Here is a 17,137-nt window from a genome sequence, read left to right as displayed (position 1 = left end):
GCTAGTAAGGGTTCTGGGCGGCCTTGCAGGTCGCGAGTTGCGCCTTGGCTGCCGCGGCATTCACCGCATCGTCGTTGGCGATGCGGACCTGCTCGATCGTCGCCCAGTGCCGCCGGCACAACGGCCCGACTTTCGCACCGGCATCGTAGGCGTGGCGTGCGAGCGTTTCGGCTTGCTCGAAGTCGCGCAGCAGGATCGCCACTTCAGCGCGTTCCTGCAGCACCGCCGGGTCATCCGGATTGATCACCAGGGCCTGGTCGAGCACGGTAGCGGCGGCGCGGTACAGATGGTTGCGTTCGAGTTGGACGGCCTGCTGGCGCAGATCCTCCACGTGCGGATCGCGCAGTGGTTGCACCGCGAGTTCGTCTTCGTCGTTGCCAGCTGCGGCGCGGATGGTCGCGACCAGGGCCTCGGGCGCCTGCGTCGTCACGAACTTCGTCTGCGGCGGAGGCGTGGTCGCGCAAGCGGCCAACATCACCGCGATGACGACTGGAAGCAAGCGCATCATGGCTGTTCCGGTTCTGCTTGCGGTTCTGGCTGCGGTGGTGCCGCGGGCTGCTCGGATGCCTTGTCCTTGTCGCCCCAACCGAACCAGTCGCGCCAACCGCCGCCTTCTTCTTCCGCTGGCGGCGCTGCCACGCACGGCGTATACGGCGGCGCGAACCCGGCGACGAAAGCGAAACGACGCGCGCCGGGACAGCTTGGATCGGTACTGTTCGAACCCAGCACCCACTGCCAATCCACACCCTTGCTGCCGACTTCCAGCGGCGCACTCGGCAGGCGCGAAAAAATGCCCGACCACACGCGCATGGCACCCGTCGCGCCGTACAGGCCGGTGGGTTGGTTCTGGTCGTTGCCGACCCACACCACGGCGAGGTGGTCGCCGGTGTAACCGGCGAACCAGCTGTCGCGGCTGTCGTTGCTGGTCCCGGTCTTGCCTGCTGGCTGCAGGCGGCCGAGGCCGTCACCCATCAGCTGCCGACCAGTGCCGGAGGTGACCGCATGCTGCAGCGCGGTGGTCACCAGCCGCGCGGCGATCGCATCGCCTTCCTGCGCCGGCGCCGGCGCGGTGTCGTAGCGGTTGAGCGCCTTGCCGTTGGGATCGAGCACGCCGCGCACCGCATGCAGCGGCTGGATTTCACCGCCGGACGCGAGGAACTGGTACAGCTGCGCCATCGCATACGGACTCTGGTCGACGGCACCAAGGATCAGCGACGGATTCTTGTCCGCTTCGATGCCGGCGAGGGTGCGGATCAGGTCGGCGATGCGTTCGGGATCCACCTGCATGCCGACGCGCACCGTGGCCTGGTTGTACGACTGCGCGAGCGCATCGATCAGGCGCACGCTGCCGTGGCTGCGGCCATCGGAATTGCCGGGATTCCATTTCTTGTTGCGGCCAAGCGAGACCGTCACCGGCGCATCGTCGACCCAGCTCGCCAGCGAATACTTGCCCGGCTGCGCCAAGGCCAGCAGATAGACGAACGGCTTCAGCAGCGAACCGACCGGACGCTGCGCTTCGACCGCGCGATTGAATCCGTGCTCGGCGAAGCTGCGGCTGCCGACCATGGCGACGACTTCGCCGTTGTGCACGTCGGTCATCACGAGGCCCGCCTCCAGCGGCGGCCGCTTCTTGTTCTCGACCGCCTTCAACGTGCGCGTGACCGCGCCCTCGGCATAGGCCTGCGCCGACGGCGACATCCCGCTGAGCACGCTCAGTCCCGCACCCTGCAGCGCATCGGCCGGATAGTCGCGAGCGAGCTGGCGGCGGATCAGATCGACGTACGCCGGAAAGCGATTGGCGACATTCATCGGCGTCGGTGTCACGCCCAGTGGCGCTTTTTTCGCGCGCTCGAGCTCGGCGTCGTTGATCAGGCTGGACTCGTGCATCTTGCCGAGGGCGAAGTTGCGGCGTTCCAGCGCGCGTTCCGGGTTGCGGCGCGGATCGTAGGCGGATGGGCCCTTGACGATGCCGATCAGCAACGCGATCTGCTCGGTGGTGAGGTCGCGCAGGTCGCGACCGAACCAGAACTCGGCGCCAGCGGCGACGCCATGGATCGCCTGCGAGCCGCGTTGGCCGAGATAGACCTGGTTGAAGTAGGCCTCGAGGATGGTGCGCTTGTCGTAGCGCGCCTCGATCAGCATCGCGTACAGGACCTCGTTGAACTTGCGGGTGATCGTCTGTTCCTTGCCGATACCGAGCAGGCCGCTGCGTGCTAGCTGCTGGGTGAGCGTGCTCGCGCCCTGCCTGGCTTCACCGGAACGCAGATTGACCCAGACGGCGCGCAGGATGCCGCCAAAATCGATACCGTGGTGATGATTGAAATCGCGATCCTCGACCGCCTGCAGCCCGGTCACCAGCAGCTCCGGCACTTCCTCGATCCGCACCAGCCGGCGTTCTTCCTGCTGCTGGCCGTACAGCGTGGCGATACGCGCCGGGTCCAGCCGCGCGACTTTCACGCTCTGCTTGCGCGCAGCATCGCGGACGCTGGCAACACGGCCGCCCGACACCACCACCTCGATCCGGCGTGGCGCGACCTGGCCGTCGACATCGAAGAAACCGCGGCTCGCGATCAGCCAGCGCCCGCCCTTGCGCATATAGCTACCCGGGCGCACGCCGGCGCCGTCGTCTCGATAGGCGGCGGCATCTAGTTCGGTCTTCAGCGTCTGCGCGTCCATCGCCACGCCCGGCCGCAGTTCGAGCGGCCGCGCATAAACCCGGGTCGGGATCTGCCAGCGCAACTGGCCGAAACGTTCGCCAACCTGGTGGTTCAGGTACAGCGTGTACGGGATCAGGAACCCAAGGCCGAGGCCCGCCGCGGCGAGGGCCCAGGTGATCAGGCGACGACGCCAGTCCGGTGTGGAGGTGTCGTCGTCGAGGTCTTCGTCTTCGTCGTAATCGATGGCCACGGGGATGCGACAATGGGCGGAGTAGCGAGTCTAGCGCAGCGTCCCAACGCCGCACTGGGCCGCAGGTCCCGTAGTCAGCCGGAGTTCCGTTGGCATGCCGATGTCGTTGGCCGATGCGCGCTTCCTGTTCCAACGCGCGCTCGGTCTCTGCCACCGCGGCCTGGTGAGCCTGCGCACCCGCGGATGGGGCGCGAGCTGGCAGCGGGTCAAGTCGCAGTTCCATCGGGTCCCGGCTGAACAGCGGGCGGGGCTGTATTTCCCGGATGCCGCGCCATTCGCGCCGTTCGCGGTGCCGGATGCCGACACGCCGCGCGCCAGCATCGTGATCCCCGTGTTCAACCAGTTCGCGCACACGCTGGTCTGTTTGCGTGCGCTGGCCGAGCATCCGCCACAGGCCGGCGTCGAGATCATCGTGGTCGACGATGGCTCCTCCGACGAAACAACCACGGCACTGCCACGAATCAAGGGCCTGCGTTACCACCGCCGCGCCACGAATGGCGGCTTCATCGCCGCCTGCAACGACGGCGCAGCCCTGGCGCGTGGCGACTTCCTCATCTTCCTCAACAACGACACGGTGCCGCAACCGGGGTGGCTGGATGCGCTGCTGGGCACGTTCGACACGCATCCCGATGCGGGACTGGTCGGTGCGCAACTGCTGTACCCGGATGGGCGACTGCAGGAAGCGGGCGGTGTCGTGTTCGCCGATGGCAGCGGCTGGAATTACGGGCGCTTCGCTGCACCCGACGACTGCCGCTACGCCTATCTGCGCGATTGCGATTACGCCAGCGGCGCGGCAATCGCGCTGCCACGCAGCTTGTTTGCCGGCCTTGGCGGTTTCGACACGCGTTACGCACCGGCCTATTACGAAGACACGGACCTCGCCTTTGCGGTGCGACAGCACGGCAAACGCGTGCTTTACCAGCCTGCCGCGCGCGTAGTCCACGTCGAAGGAGTCACTGCCGGCACCGACACCGGCAGCGGCATCAAGGCCTATCAGGTGCGCAATCGCGAGCGCTTCGCCGCGAAATGGCAGGCTGCGCTGCAGCGGCAGCCGGCGGCTGGCACGATGCCATCACCGGCCGTGGTGCATGCGCGCGACAAGCAAGTGCTCATCATCGATGCGCTGACGCCACGGCCCGACCACGACTCCGGTTCGCTGCGCCTGGTGAACCTGATCCGGCTGTTGCAGGAAGACGGTGCGCACGTGGTATTCCTGCCCTCCAATCGCGAGCATGTGGGCACTTACACTGCCGCCTTGCAGCAACTCGGTGTGGAAGCCTGGTACGCACCTGGAGCACAACGCGCGCCCGGCTGGCTGCGCGAACACGGCCCGCGCTTCGACACCATCCTCGTCTCACGCCATTACGTCGCCCGCGAGTTCCTGCTGCTGTTGCGCCGGCATGCGCCGCAGGCGCGGATCGTGTTCGATTCGGTCGACCTGCATTACCTGCGTGAACAACGTGGCGCCGAAATGGCGGGCGACCCGGCCCTGCTGCGTGCTGCGGCGCGTACGCGGGCGCAGGAATTGGCCGTGATCGCACGGGCGGACGTGACCTTGGTGGTCAGCGACAGCGAACGCGAACTGTTGGCCAAGGATGCGCCGAAGGCCCAAGTCGAGGTGCTGTCCAACCTGCACCAGCTGTCCGGTCCCGGGCAACCGTTCGCGCAACGCCGCGACCTGGTGTTCGTTGGTGGCTTCCGGCACCCGCCGAATGTCGATGCGGTGCGCTGGTTCGTCGAAGCGGTGTTCCCGCTGGTCCGCGCGCGCCTGCCGGAAGTGACGTTCCATTGCATCGGCAGCAATGTCCCGGGCCAGATTGCAGCGCTGGCGCAACACGCCGGCGTCATCGTCCACGGTCATCTGCCCGACATCGCGCCGTATATGGACGGTGCGCGCATCGGCCTGGCACCGCTGCGTTACGGCGCTGGCGTGAAAGGCAAGATCAACCTGAGCATGGCGCATGGACAGCCGATCGTAGCCACCACGTGCGCAGTAGAAGGCATGCACCTTCGCGATGGCACCGATGTGCTGGTGGCAGACGACGCCGAAGGTTTCGCCGACGCGGTCGTGCGCTTGTATCAAGACGGCGACTTGTGGCAACAGTTGAGCGCGAATGGGCTCGACAACGTCGCCAGCCATTTCTCGCTCGACGCCGGACGCGAAGTCGTGCGGCGGGTCTTGCTACGTACGAATTAATCGTCGGCTGGCGCCGCTGCGCGCAAACGCTCGGCGAGTGCGGCCAATCCCGGCGTCTTCGGATCCAGCGCTTGCGCCGCGGCATGCGCCCGCTTCGCGACATCGAGTTCGCCCGCGCCCAGCCGCTCGTCGCCAACCGCGATCCAGCGTGACGCCAACCGCCGGCGCGCATCGCGCGCGCTGGCCGTGTCTCCTTCCAATTGCAATCGCACATCCAGGCAGGCCTGTGCGCGCACGAGGCGGTTGCCGCGCAACTCATCCTCGAAACATGTTTTCGCCGCCGGCAGCAAACGCGCCGATGCACGCCGTACCGCGGGGTCGTTCGGCGCCAGCGCACGTGCCGCGCGCAAGTGGTCGTAGGCGCTTTCGCCGGGTGGTGCGAGCAGGTCGCCACGGGTTTCGGCAGCCGCAGCGGCGGCGAGCAACTGGCGCACGCGACGCGCCCGCTGCGCACTGTTCGCCGGAATATGCAGTTGCCGTTGATGCTGCCGCGCTTGCGCGAGGCTGCGTTCGGCCTCTACCAGCGCTGGCGATTGCGGCGCGATTTCGCGTGCCTGGCGCAGAACACGTTCGGCATCGGCGAAGCGGAAATCAGCCGCGTAACGTTCGGCGCGCTGCCCGTAGGCCTGCGCCACCCGTTCCAGGCCTGACTGCGCATCGGCATCGTCGGTAGCGACTGCCAGCACGTCGCGATAAGCCGCTGCAGCTGCGTCCAGGCGTCCACGCCGCAGGAAACGCTGGCCTTGCGTGCGGCGCGCGTCGGCCGCGCGCGCGAGTTGCGCCTGCATGTCGGGCAGGTCCACGTGCCCGGGGTCGTACTCGCGTGCGCGTGCGACCAGCGCCGCCGCCTCCGCCAATTGCTTCTGCTCGATCAGGCCGGCGGCCCGTTGCAGCAGCTCCGACAACGCATCCTCGCGACCTTCCAGCGCTTCGGTACGATTGGGTTGCAAGGCGAGTACACGCCGGTACAGCGGCAGCGCCGCAGTGCCATCACCGTCGAGGCGTCCGGCCTTGCGCGCAGCGGCGGCCTGCGCCAGCAGCCCATCGATGCCGGCGACTTCGGCTTCGCGTTTGCGCAACGTTTCCGCCACCGCGTCGGCCTCTGCGCGCGGCACTGCCAAGTCGCGCGCCAGCTGCAAGGCGCGATGCGCATCCTCGAAACGCTGCGCCTGCGTCGCCCGTCGCGCCTGTGCCAGCGCCGCCAGTGCGACACGCTGCAACCCGACGCGGGCCTCATCGCGATCGGGATCGAGCGCCAAGGCCGCTTCATAAAGTTCGCGCGCCCCGCTGCCATCCGCCGCGGTCAACTTGTCGTGCGCCAACGCCTGCGCCGCGGCCTCTCGCAGGCGTTGCGCGCGAGCTTCCGGCCACAGACGATCCGCCAAAGGCTGGCGGAACACGATCGCCAGCAATCCCAGCATTACGAGCGCCGCCAGCAACCAGGCGACGCGATGGCGCAGCGATGCCGACTGCGTTGCACTCATGTCGCGCGCCGCGCTTCCTCGACACCCGGCACCGCGGCCAACTTGCCCAGCAGGGTGGACAGTTGTCCGAAATCGTTGACGCGCAGGCGCAGGCGCAACCGCACCCGGCCACTACCGCGTTCCGGTTCGGTGTGGATATCGGCGACGTGCGCGTTTTCCTGCGCGATGAGATTGCTGAGATCCTTCAGCAACCATTTGCGGTCCAGCGCCAGCAACGCGATGTCGACTTCGTAGCCACTGCCCTTGCCGCCCCACTCCACCGTCATTACCCGCTGCGGTTGCGTGGCGGACAGGCGCAGGAACGTGGCGCAATCGACGCGATGCACCGACACGCCGCGGCCGCGCGTGAGATAGCCGACGACGGGTTCGCCCGGCAGCGGCTGGCAGCAACGCGCGGGTTGCACCAGCAGGTTACCGATGCCTTCCACGGTGAAATCAGAGCGCTTGCGCGGCGCCTGCCGGCGCGGCGGCACGATCAGCGTCGGCACAGGCTCGGGTTCGGCCATCGCGCGTTCGTGTTCGAGCAGCGCGCGGCCGACCTGGTGCGGGCCCGCATCGCCCAGCGCGATCAGGACGCACAGGTCGTCGTCGGTGGCGACGTTGAACTTCGACAGGATTGGCGCAAGGTCGGCTTTCGCCAGGCCGAGCCGTTTCAGTTCCTTGTCCAGCAACTCGCGCCCGGCCTGCAGGTTGCGCGCGCGATCGAGTTTGTGGAACCAGTTGCGCACCTTCTCGCGCGAACGCGCGCTGGCAAGGAAGCCATTCGCGGCGATCAGCCAGTCACGGCGCGGTTCGGCGACCTTGCCGGTCATGATCTCGACGCGATCGCCGCTGCGCAGCACATGGTCGAGCGGCACGATGCGGCCGTCGACCTTGGCGCCGCGGCAGCGATGCCCGACCATCGTGTGCACGTGGTAGGCGAAATCGAGCGGTGTCGCCCCCTGCGGCAGGTCGATCACTTCGCCCTTGGGCGTGAGCACATAGATGCGGTCTTCGGCGAGTTCGCTGTCGAGCTCGCGCAGCAGGCCGCTGTCGTCGCCTTCGAGCAGCTGTCGCATCCAGGCGATGCGTTTTTCCAGCGCGGCATCGCTGCCGCTCTTGCCGCCTTCCTTGTATTTCCAGTGCGCGGCGACGCCGAGTTCGGCCTGTGCATGCATCTCGTGGGTGCGGATCTGCACTTCCAGCGTCTTGCCTTCCGGCCCGATCACCGCGGTGTGCAGCGAGCGGTAATCGTTGCGCTTGGGCCGGGCGATGTAGTCGTCGAACTCACTGGGAACCGGCACCCACTGCGCATGCACCACGCCGAGCGCGGCGTAGCAGGCACCGACGTCATCGACCAGCACGCGCACCGCGCGCAGATCATAAAGTTCCCCGATGGGCACGTTCTTCTTCTGCATCTTCTTCCAGATGCTGTAGATATGCTTCGGCCGTCCGGCGACTTCGGCCTTCACGCCCTGCGCCGCCAGCGCTTCGCGCAGCTGCGCCTTCACCGCCTCGATGTAGCGCTCCCGTCCGCTGCGCTTGTCGTCGAGCAGGCGCGCGATGCGCTGGTAGATGTCCGGTTCGAGGTGGCGGAAGGCGAGGTCTTCCAGCTCCCACTTCAGTTGCCAGATGCCGAGCCGGTTGGCCAGTGGCGCATGGATGTCGCGCGTCAGTTGGGCCAGCGCGCGGCGCTTGTCCGGGGGCAATTGCGTGGCGATGCGCAGGCGCGCCAAGTGCCGCGACAGCAGGATCGGCACCACGCGCAAGTCGCGCACGATCGCCAGCAGCAGCCGGCGCAGGCCTTCGCTGCTGCCGCCATCGCGTTGTTCGGCATGCAGCGCCCACACCTGTGCCGCGGCGCGCTGGCCTTCGAGCAGTGCGGCGACACCGGGGAAGCTGCGTTCGAGTTTGTCGCCAAGCTGCGCGCGCAGGCCCGGCAGGACATGCAGGATCGCCGCGGCGGCGACTTCGCCGTCGGCGCCGAGTGTGGCCAGCGACGCCAACGTATCCTCCAGCACGACCGGTGGATCAACGGCACCTGCGAAGGCATCGCCATCGTTGACCGCCAGCAGCTCACGCCGCAACGCCGGCGCGATCGCATCGGCCGGCGCTTGCGCCAGCAGTGCGGACAGCGTGTCGGAGGTGCTCGTGCTCACGTGTGGAAACGTTTGATCGCGGTACGAACCGCAACCCTACAGTAGCGGGGTGTGTCGACGGCGACTACGGGCCCCTGATGGCAGCTGGTACTGGCTTCATTCACGACGCGCGCAATCGGGCCAATCGCGCCGCCAGCCGCTTGGGCGACACCCCACCGCGCGCACCGAGTTCCTGTGCGAACAGCGACACCCGCAGCTCCTCCAGCTCCCAGCGCAGCGCCTGCCATTCGGCGTGACCGGCCATCTCGTTCGCCGCGGCCAGCGCGTCGGCGAAGGGCTTGAGCTCCAGCATGCGCGCCTGGTCGCGGACGGGATCGCGCAGTGCGCGCTCGCCGCGCAGCACCAATGCCTTCAGGTAGCGCGGATACTCAACGAGCACGCTGGCCGGCACGTCGCGCAGGAAACCCGGCGGGGCCAGTGCAGCAAGCTGCTTGCGCATGTCATCGAGGTTGCCACTGGCCCAGCCGATGAGTTTCGAATCGAGCTTCGCCCGCACTTCCGCGATCAGGCCGAGGATGGTCTCGGCCTGCTGCAGCCGCGCCACCGCTTCCGGGAACAGCCCTTTGGCGACCGTGTCGCGACGCTGGGCGAACGCGGCGGCATCGCGGATGTCATCGAGGCCCTCGGCGACCAGGGCGGCAAAGGCGCCATCGACGAGGTCCGTGCGCAATCGATCGCCATCATTGCCGCTGCCTGGTCGCGGCGCCGCCGATTCGATCGCCGCGTACAACAATGCAGTCTTCGGCTGCGCTGGCAGTTGCTTGCGCGCCTGCTTCAGTTTGTCCCCGAGCGCGAGTTGTAGCAGCCGGCGCACACCGAGTGGATGTCGGCGTTGGGCCTCGGCGCGATCCGCATGCACCGACAGCGACACGCTGTCGCCGTCGTCATCGAGTGCCGGATAGGCCGGCACACCACCCGCGCCGGGCACCGAAACCGGGATGGGCGTGTCAGGAAAGGTCGTCAGTCCACGTTGCGCCAGGCCTTCCGCGGCGCGCGCAGCAAATGCAGCCGCGGCGCGCGCACCAAAACGTGTACGCAACTCGTCGAGGTCGCGCGACTCGGCCAAGACCGTCTTGTTGTCGTGGTCGAGTAAACGCAGGTTGACGCGCAAGTGCGGTTCGATGGACACAATGTCGAACTCGGTAGCCGGCAACGCCACGCCCGTGGCCTTGTGCAGGAAGCGCGCAAGTTCGCCTTCCAGCGCATCCGCGCTTGGCTGCGGCCAGGCTTCGGCGAAGGCACGGGCGAAATCCGGTGCCGGCACGAAATTGCGGCGCAGCGTTTTTGGCAGCGTCTTGATCAATGCAGTCGCCTTGTCGGCGACGAAACCCGGCGCCAACCACGACAGCCGCGCGGGATCGAGCGCGTTGAGCAGGTGCAATGGCACCGTCACGGTCATGCCGTCGTCGGGGGCGCCAGGCTCGAAACGATAAGCCACCGCAAGTCGCGCATTGCCCAGGGCGAGGAACGGCGGGAAACGCGCGGCTTCGGTTTCGCCGCCGATCAGCAGATCCTCCAGGGTCCATTCGAGCGCCGCCTTTTCTGCGGCCGGCAACCTGGCGTACCAAGCGTCCAGCGCCTGCGCGTTGTGCACATGCGGCGGCAGGCGGTCTAGGTACCACTGCGCCATCCATTCCTCATCGACCACCAGGCCGGCCCGGCGCTGCTTCGCCTCTTCCTCGCTGGCTTGCGCCAGCGTACGCAGGTTGCGCGCGAGGAAGGCACTGCGCGTGTTGATCTCGCCGCTCACCAGCGCATCGCGGGCGAAGATCGCGCGGCTTTCCTCCGGATATAGCGCACCGTAATGCACCGGCCGTTTGGGTGCCAGCACCAGGCCGAACAGGCTGATCTGCTCGCTGCCGACCACGCGACCTTGCGAACGCGCCCAGCGCGGATCGTGGTGACGGCGCGCCAACAGGTGCGGCAACTCGGCGATCGCCCAGTCTGGTTCGATCGTGGCATTGGTCAGCGCCCACACGCGTTCGGTGTCGAGCAGGGTCGCCGACAACACCCACGGTGGTGGTTTTTTCGCCAATGCCGAACCCGGGAACAGCTGGAACTTGCGTCCGCGCGGGCCATCGTACTGGCCACGCTCGGTGCGATTGCCGATCTGCGTCGGCAGGCCGGCGATCAGGGCCCGGTGCAGGACCCCGTACTCGGCTGGCGTCTCGTTCTGGCGCCAGCCGAGTTCGTCGCACAGCAGCTTCAGCTGCCGATGCAGTTCGCGCCACTCGCGCAGGCGCAGGAAACCGAGGAAGTGCTTGTCCGCCCACTTGCGCAGCTGCGACTGGGTGAACTCCTCGTGCGCCTCGCGATAGGCATTCCACAACTTCAGGATGCCGACGAATTCCGATTTTTGGTCGGCAAACTGCGCATGCGCGTTGTCGGCAGCCGCACGCTGGTCGGCTGGACGCTCGCGCGGATCCTGGATGCCTAGGAAGCTCGCGATCGCCAGCATCTCGTGCACGCAACCGTGCGCATGCGCCGCGACCAGCATGCGTGCGAGCTTCACGTCGACCGGCAGCCGCGCCATCAGCTTGCCAACCGGCGTCAGCTTGCGGTGCTCGTCGACGGCACCGAGTTCGGCCAGGGTCTGCCAGCCGTCGGCGACCGCGCGCGGATCGGGCGGTTCCAGGAACGGAAACTCTTCGATGCGTCCCAACCCCAGCGACAGCATGCGCAGGATCACGCCGGCCAGTGCAGCGCGGCGGATTTCCGGGTCGGTGTACTGCGCGCGCGCTGCGAAGTCCGCTTCAGCGTAGAGCCGGTAACAGGTGCCCGGCGCGATGCGGCCGCAGCGCCCCTTGCGCTGGTCGGCGCTGGCTTGCGAAATCACCTCGATGTGCAGGCGATCGAGTTTCTGTCGTGGGCTATAGCGCTTGACCCGCGCGAAGCCCGGGTCGACCACGTAATGGATGCGCGGCACCGTCAGCGAGGTCTCGGCGACGTTGGTCGCCAGCACGATGCGCCGCTTCGGGCCGGGACTGAACACGCGGTCCTGGTCGCGCGCCGACAAGCGTGCGTAGAGCGGCAGCACTTCGGTGTGGCGATACTTGCGGCGTTCGAGCGCCTGGTGTGCGTCACGGATTTCGCGCTCGCCGGGCAGGAAGATCAACGTGTCGCCCAGTGGCGCTTCGCGTGAAATTTCGTCACACGCCGCGACGATGCCGTTCAGCACCGTGCGCTGGCCATCGTCTTCACCCTCGCCCTCCAGCGCCCGGTAACGCACTTCGACTGGATAGCCGCGGCCTTCGACATCGACTACCGGCGCACCACCGAAATGTTGCGCGAAGCGTTCCGTATCGATCGTCGCCGAAGTGACGATCACTTTCAGGTCGCGTCGCTTCGCCAGCACCTGCTTCAGGTAACCCAGCAGGAAGTCGATGTTGAGGCTGCGCTCGTGCGCCTCGTCGATGATGATCGTGTCGTATTGCGAGAGCCAGCGATCGGACTGGATCTCGGCCAGCAGGATGCCGTCGGTCATGAACTTGACCGCGGTGTTGTCGCCGACGTTCTCGTTGAAGCGCACCTGGTAGCCGACCGCGCCGCCGAGCGGCACCCGCAGCTCTTCCGCCACGCGCCGCGCCACCGCACGCGCGGCGATGCGCCGCGGCTGGGTGCAGCCGATCATGCCGGCCTGGCCACGACCGGCGGCGAGGCACAGCTTCGGCAACTGCGTGGTCTTGCCCGATCCGGTCTCGCCGGCGATCACCACCACAGGATGTTCACGGATCAACGCGACAATGCGCTCGGCTTCATTCGCGATCGGCAACGATGGATCGACCGGCGCCTGCGGCAGCGATGCCGCACGCGCCTCGCGTTGCGCGACCGAAGCCGCCAACGCCTGTGCGAATGCGTCGCGTGCATGCACGTCCGCCGGTTTCGCGCTCCAACGTGACCAGAGGCCGTGCAGGCGTCCGCGGTCGCGGCTCAACGCGCCATCGATGGCGCGTCGGGCCTGGCGTAACGCGGCGTCTGCTTGCATAGCTTTCATTGATCGAATCGTTCCGAACAAACCATTTCACATCATCGCCGCCAAAGCCTATTGTCGCGGCATCAATGGAGAAGGAGAACCCGCAATGGCCAAGACGAAAACCGCTAAGTCCAAACCGGACGTGCCGGCGAAGGTGGCGAGCAACGCCCCGGCCATCGATATCGGCATCAGCGGCGGCGATCGCAAGAAGGTCGCCGATGGCCTGTCGCGCTTCCTGGCGGACAGCTTCACGCTGTACCTGAAGACCCACAACTTCCACTGGAACATCACTGGGCCGATGTTCAATTCGCTGCATGTGATGTTCGAGGGGCAGTACAACGAGCAGTGGATGGCGCTGGACGACATCGCCGAGCGCATCCGCGCCCTGGGCGCCAACGCACCCGCGTCCTATGCCGAATACACGCGGCTGACCTCGATCCCGGAGGAACCCGGCCTGACCGAGGCCCCCGATTGGCGCGAAATGGTGCGCCAGCTCACCGTCGGCAACGAAGCCGTCTGCCGCACCGCGCGCAAAGTGCTGAAGACCGCCGACGACGCCGGCGATGACCCGACGGTCGACCTGATGACCCAGCGGCTGCAGGTGCACGAAAAGAATGCGTGGATGCTGCGGTCTTTGCTGCAGTAGTCGATCTGCGGGAATTCCTACCCGATGGCGGGTAGGAATCCGCTGGGCGTGAGAATGCGGCTTGCTACCCTAGTCGCATGCCCGACACCGCCCTGATCCTGCTCAACCGCATCTTCGGCCACCGCGAGTTCCGCGGCGAGCAGGCGCAGATCGTCGATTGCGTCACCGGCGGCGGTGACGCGCTGGTCCTGATGCCCACCGGCGGCGGCAAGTCGTTGTGCTTCCAGTTGCCGGCACTGTTGCGCGAGGGTTGCGGCATCGTGGTTTCGCCGCTGATCGCGCTGATGCAGGATCAGGTCGAGGCGCTGCGCCAGCTCGGCGTGCGTGCGGCCTTCCTCAATTCCACGCTCGATGCGACCAGCGCCGCGGAAGTCGAACGCGCGCTGCTGGACGGCCGGCTCGACCTGCTCTACGTGGCGCCGGAACGGCTGCTGACCCCACGGTTCCTCTCGCTGCTGGATCGCGCGCAGATCGCGCTGTTCGCGATCGACGAAGCACATTGCGTCTCGCAATGGGGCCACGACTTCCGTCCCGAGTACCGTGCGCTCACCGTCCTGCACGAACGCTGGCCGCAGGTGCCGCGCATCGCGCTGACCGCCACCGCCGACGCACCCACGCGGCAGGAGATCGCCGAACGCCTGGCACTGGAGGAAGCGCGGCAGTTCGTCAGTTCGTTCGATCGGCCGAATATCCGCTACCGCATCGTCACCAAGCAGAGCGGCCATCGCCAGCTGCTCGATTTCCTCGAAGCGCATCGCGGCGACAGCGGCATCGTCTACGCCTTCTCGCGAAAGCGGGTGGAGAAGATCGCCGAGCAACTGTGCGAGGACGGCATCGACGCCCTGCCCTACCACGCCGGCATGGATGCAGCCACGCGCGCCGCCAACCAGCGACGCTTCCTGCAGGAAGACGGCGTGGTGATGGTGGCGACGATCGCATTCGGCATGGGCATCGACAAACCCGACGTGCGCTTCGTCGCCCACGTCGACCTGCCCAAGTCGATCGAAGGCTATTACCAGGAAACCGGCCGCGCCGGCCGCGATGGCGAACCCGCCGAAGCATGGCTGTGCTACGGCCTCGGCGACACAGTGAACCTGCGTCAGCTGATCCTGCAGTCCGAGGCCGGCGAGGAACGCAAGCGCCTCGAACTGCGCAAGCTCGATGCCTTGCTCGCTTACTGCGAGTCCACGGGTTGCCGGCGGCAATCGCTGCTGGGCTGGTTCGGCGAAACCCACGCCGACGCCTGCGGCAATTGCGACAACTGCCTGGAGCCACCGCAAAGCTGGGATGGCACGCTGGCCGCTCGCAAGGCGTTGTCGTGCGCATATCGCAGCGGCCAGCGCTTCGGCGCGACGCATCTGATCGACATCCTGCGCGGCCAGGCCACCGAGCGCGTGCAGCAACTGCAGCACGACCAGCTCAGTACATGGGCAATCGGTGCCGAACTCGATGCCAGGCAATGGCGTGGCGTGTTCCGGCAACTGGTCGCGACGGGCCTGCTCGAAGCCGACGTGCATGGCGCATTGCGTCTCACCGTCGACGCCGCACCCGTGCTGCGTGGCGAGCGCACACTGTCATTCCGCACCGAACAACCAAAAGCGCCGCGACGCAGGCGCGAACGGGAACGTCGCGGCACCGCCAGCATCGGCACGCTCGAACTCCCACCCGAGGCCATGACCCGCTTCGAAGCCTTGCGCGGCTGGCGCGCCAGCATCGCACGCGAGCAGAACATACCGGCTTACGTGATCTTCCACGACAGTACGCTGCGCGCGATCGCAGTGTCGCAACCGGATGATCTCGATGCGCTCGCTGGCATCAGCGGCATTGGCGTGGGCAAGCTCGAACGTTATGGCCGCGCAGTGCTGGAAACCCTTGCGATGGGCTAATGACGCGGGATCTCGCAGGAGATGGACATCAACCTGATGCCGTGGGGTGACCATTGCCCTTGCCAGTCAGCCAGCGTCGCGAAAATTCAGCAGCGGCCGAAGCGCTGATGTGATGGGAGTCCCAGTACAACGGCATGCCGTCCTTCACTGGAGGGCAACTCGTCTCGGTGCAGAAGAAATCGGTCGTATCTATGATTTCGATATTCTCGTGACCGGCTGCCAGCCTGCGCAGCTTCGCCAGGAGTGGCGCAGTGCGCGCCTCGAAATCGGCGCGCGGCACGGCGCATCGGTCGAGCGCGTTCTGCCGGATGCAGCGCGGCACATCCTCGCGCATCTCCGGGGTCGGCCCGATGATGACCACGCGACGCACCGATGCGAGGCCGGCCAGTGTGTCTCGCAGTCCTTGCTCGCCGACTGCGTGTGCAGACAACCCCCAGCGGGCGACGAGTATCACCGTGTCCATGTGCTTGGCCTGTTCGATTACGGCAGCATTGAAATCACGGCATTTCAGGTCACCCGGGAATACTTTGTCAGGCAAATAACCGACGAGGGGCGGGCAGCTGTCGCGTGAGTAGGCGATGGCGGATTGATCGAGGTTGCCCAGCAGCGGCTTCCACGCCATCGCCATCGAGTCGCCCCACATCGCAACCGTGGCTGGGCGGCCAGGGATGGTCTCGCAACCTGGCTTTAGCCCTTCGTCGGCGACACCGTAGTGGCATCGCTTCCAATCGGGCGGTAGATCGCGTTCGGCCGCCATCGCCAACGGATTGTCCGGGGCCTTCGCCTGGTCGCGCTGTGCCTGTAGCCCGTAAGTGCACGCGGCCATCGCCAACGAGAGCGAAACCGCGGCGCCGGCCGCAATCGTGCGGCCCTTCGGCGTGCGCAGACGGCGGAATGGCTGTTCGATATAGCGGTAGCTGGCGATGGCCAGCAACACCGCCACGCCACAGAGCATCAGCCGGGTCTGCGTATTGCCCTCACCGATCGATGTGGCGCGGTAGAACGCCAGCAGCGGCCAATGCCACAAATAAAGGGAATACGAGATCAGGCCAACGCCGACCATCGCACGCGAGCGCAGGAAACCATTGGTCGCGCCTCCGTGCACCGCGGCGATCACCGTGGCAGCGCCCGCCACGGCCGGAAGCGCGCCGACGCCCGGGAAGTGGCCGAGCGGCCATACACATGCCGCCAGTGTGAACAGGATGCCCGCATGAATCGCATAGCGCGGCAGGGCGCGCACCGGAAGCACCGCGATGATCCCGCCCGCGGCCAACTCCCAGAAGCGTGCCGGCATCTGGTAGAACGCGGCGCTTGGATCCATGCGCATCAGTACTTCAGCGCACGCGAACGATGCGAGCCCGAGGCCGACGAGGATCGGCAACAGCTGGCGTGGCTTGTATCGCAGTACCAGGATCAGTAGCGCCGGCCATAGGAAATAGAACTGCTCCTCGACCGATAGCGACCAGAGGTGCAACAGCGGCATCTCCTCGGCGCGCCCGTCGAAGTAGCCCCCGCTGGTGAATTGGAAGAACACATTGGCGCCAAACACCAGCGCTGCCCCAGCGGAAAGCGACGTATGCACCTGGGGCGTGATCGACAACAGCAACGTGGATGCGGCGAGCACGACGACCACGACGGCAGCGGCGGCGGGGAATATCCGGCGAACGCGCCGGGCGTAAAACGCGAGCACATCGATAGCCTGCGTTGAACGCCATTCACGCAGCAGTAGCAACGTGATCAGGTACCCGGAAATGACAAAAAACACATCGACGCCGACGAACCCGGCATTCCCGACGCCCGCGTGGTACAGCACGACCGCCAGCACGGCGATGGCGCGGAGGCCGTCGATCTCGGCACGGTAAGGCAATCTCCCCATGTAACGATGCTACTACGCTGGTCGAGGGGA

9 protein-coding genes are annotated in these 17,137 nt (G+C 66.8%); 3 read left to right on the top strand and 6 right to left on the bottom strand.

From position 1 onward, the window contains the following. Window position 1: 1 nt before the first annotated feature. Window positions 2–508 (bottom strand): hypothetical protein, encoded by a 507-nt coding sequence (locus tag MO486_RS07630; protein WP_242905796.1) that lies wholly within the window; start codon window positions 506–508, stop codon window positions 2–4. Beyond that, the gene (gene mrcB, locus MO486_RS07625; RefSeq protein WP_242906013.1) at window positions 505–2,913 is read right to left on the bottom strand and encodes a penicillin-binding protein 1B; all 2,409 of its coding nucleotides are present in this window, start codon (window positions 2,911–2,913) and stop codon (window positions 505–507) included. Before mrcB ends, MO486_RS07630 begins: the two co-directional genes overlap by 4 nt. 88 nt (window positions 2,914–3,001) lie before the next feature. On the opposite strand from mrcB, the gene MO486_RS07620 reads away from it, so the two are divergent. Beyond that, complete coding sequence (locus MO486_RS07620; RefSeq protein ID WP_242905794.1) at window positions 3,002–5,104, top strand: glycosyltransferase; 2,103 nt, start codon at window positions 3,002–3,004, stop codon at window positions 5,102–5,104. Here MO486_RS07620 and MO486_RS07615 read toward each other — a convergent pair. From MO486_RS07615 to hrpA, 3 genes are all read right to left on the bottom strand, one after another. Further along, entirely contained in the window at window positions 5,101–6,588 is a 1,488-nt protein-coding gene (locus MO486_RS07615; protein ID WP_242905793.1) for a hypothetical protein, read from the bottom strand. The genes MO486_RS07620 and MO486_RS07615 overlap by 4 nt on opposite strands. Continuing rightward, window positions 6,585–8,726 (bottom strand): bifunctional (p)ppGpp synthetase/guanosine-3',5'-bis(diphosphate) 3'-pyrophosphohydrolase, encoded by a 2,142-nt coding sequence (locus MO486_RS07610; protein WP_242905791.1) that lies wholly within the window; start codon window positions 8,724–8,726, stop codon window positions 6,585–6,587. Before MO486_RS07610 ends, MO486_RS07615 begins: the two co-directional genes overlap by 4 nt. 100 nt (window positions 8,727–8,826) lie before the next feature. After that, the gene (hrpA, locus tag MO486_RS07605) at window positions 8,827–12,720 is read right to left on the bottom strand and encodes an ATP-dependent RNA helicase HrpA (protein ID WP_242905788.1); all 3,894 of its coding nucleotides are present in this window, start codon (window positions 12,718–12,720) and stop codon (window positions 8,827–8,829) included. An 85-nt stretch (window positions 12,721–12,805) separates the two neighbouring features. Between hrpA and MO486_RS07600 the strand changes: the two genes are divergently transcribed. Continuing rightward, complete coding sequence (locus tag MO486_RS07600; protein WP_242905780.1) at window positions 12,806–13,345, top strand: Dps family protein; 540 nt, start codon at window positions 12,806–12,808, stop codon at window positions 13,343–13,345. Window positions 13,346–13,422: 77 nt separating this feature from the next. Beyond that, on the top strand, window positions 13,423–15,231 hold the full coding sequence (gene recQ, locus MO486_RS07595; protein ID WP_242905778.1) for a DNA helicase RecQ: 1,809 nt from the start codon (window positions 13,423–13,425) through the stop codon (window positions 15,229–15,231). 28 nt (window positions 15,232–15,259) lie between these two features. Here the strand turns inward: recQ and MO486_RS07590 are convergent, their stop codons facing one another. Beyond that, window positions 15,260–17,107, bottom strand: a complete 1,848-nt coding sequence (locus MO486_RS07590) for an acyltransferase family protein (RefSeq protein WP_242905776.1) — start codon at window positions 17,105–17,107, stop codon at window positions 15,260–15,262. Window positions 17,108–17,137 lie beyond the last annotated feature (30 nt).

The organism is Lysobacter sp. CFH 32150, assembly GCF_022758295.1.
Lineage (GTDB): Bacteria > Pseudomonadota > Gammaproteobacteria > Xanthomonadales > Xanthomonadaceae > CFH-32150.
This window is presented reverse-complemented; position numbering and strand designations above follow the sequence as displayed.

Excerpts from the sequence above, each read along its gene's own strand:
- MO486_RS07630 (WP_242905796.1), bottom strand. The coding sequence starts at position 508 with ATGATGCGCTTGCTTCCAGTCGTCATCGCGGTGATGTTGGCCGCTTGC.
- MO486_RS07620 (WP_242905794.1), top strand. The coding sequence starts at position 3,002 with ATGCCGATGTCGTTGGCCGATGCGCGCTTCCTGTTCCAACGCGCGCTC.
- MO486_RS07615 (WP_242905793.1), bottom strand. The coding sequence starts at position 6,588 with ATGAGTGCAACGCAGTCGGCATCGCTGCGCCATCGCGTCGCCTGGTTG.
- hrpA (WP_242905788.1), bottom strand. The coding sequence starts at position 12,720 with ATGAAAGCTATGCAAGCAGACGCCGCGTTACGCCAGGCCCGACGCGCC.
- MO486_RS07600 (WP_242905780.1), top strand. The coding sequence starts at position 12,806 with ATGGCCAAGACGAAAACCGCTAAGTCCAAACCGGACGTGCCGGCGAAG.
- recQ (WP_242905778.1), top strand. The coding sequence starts at position 13,423 with ATGCCCGACACCGCCCTGATCCTGCTCAACCGCATCTTCGGCCACCGC.
- MO486_RS07590 (WP_242905776.1), bottom strand. The coding sequence starts at position 17,107 with ATGGGGAGATTGCCTTACCGTGCCGAGATCGACGGCCTCCGCGCCATC.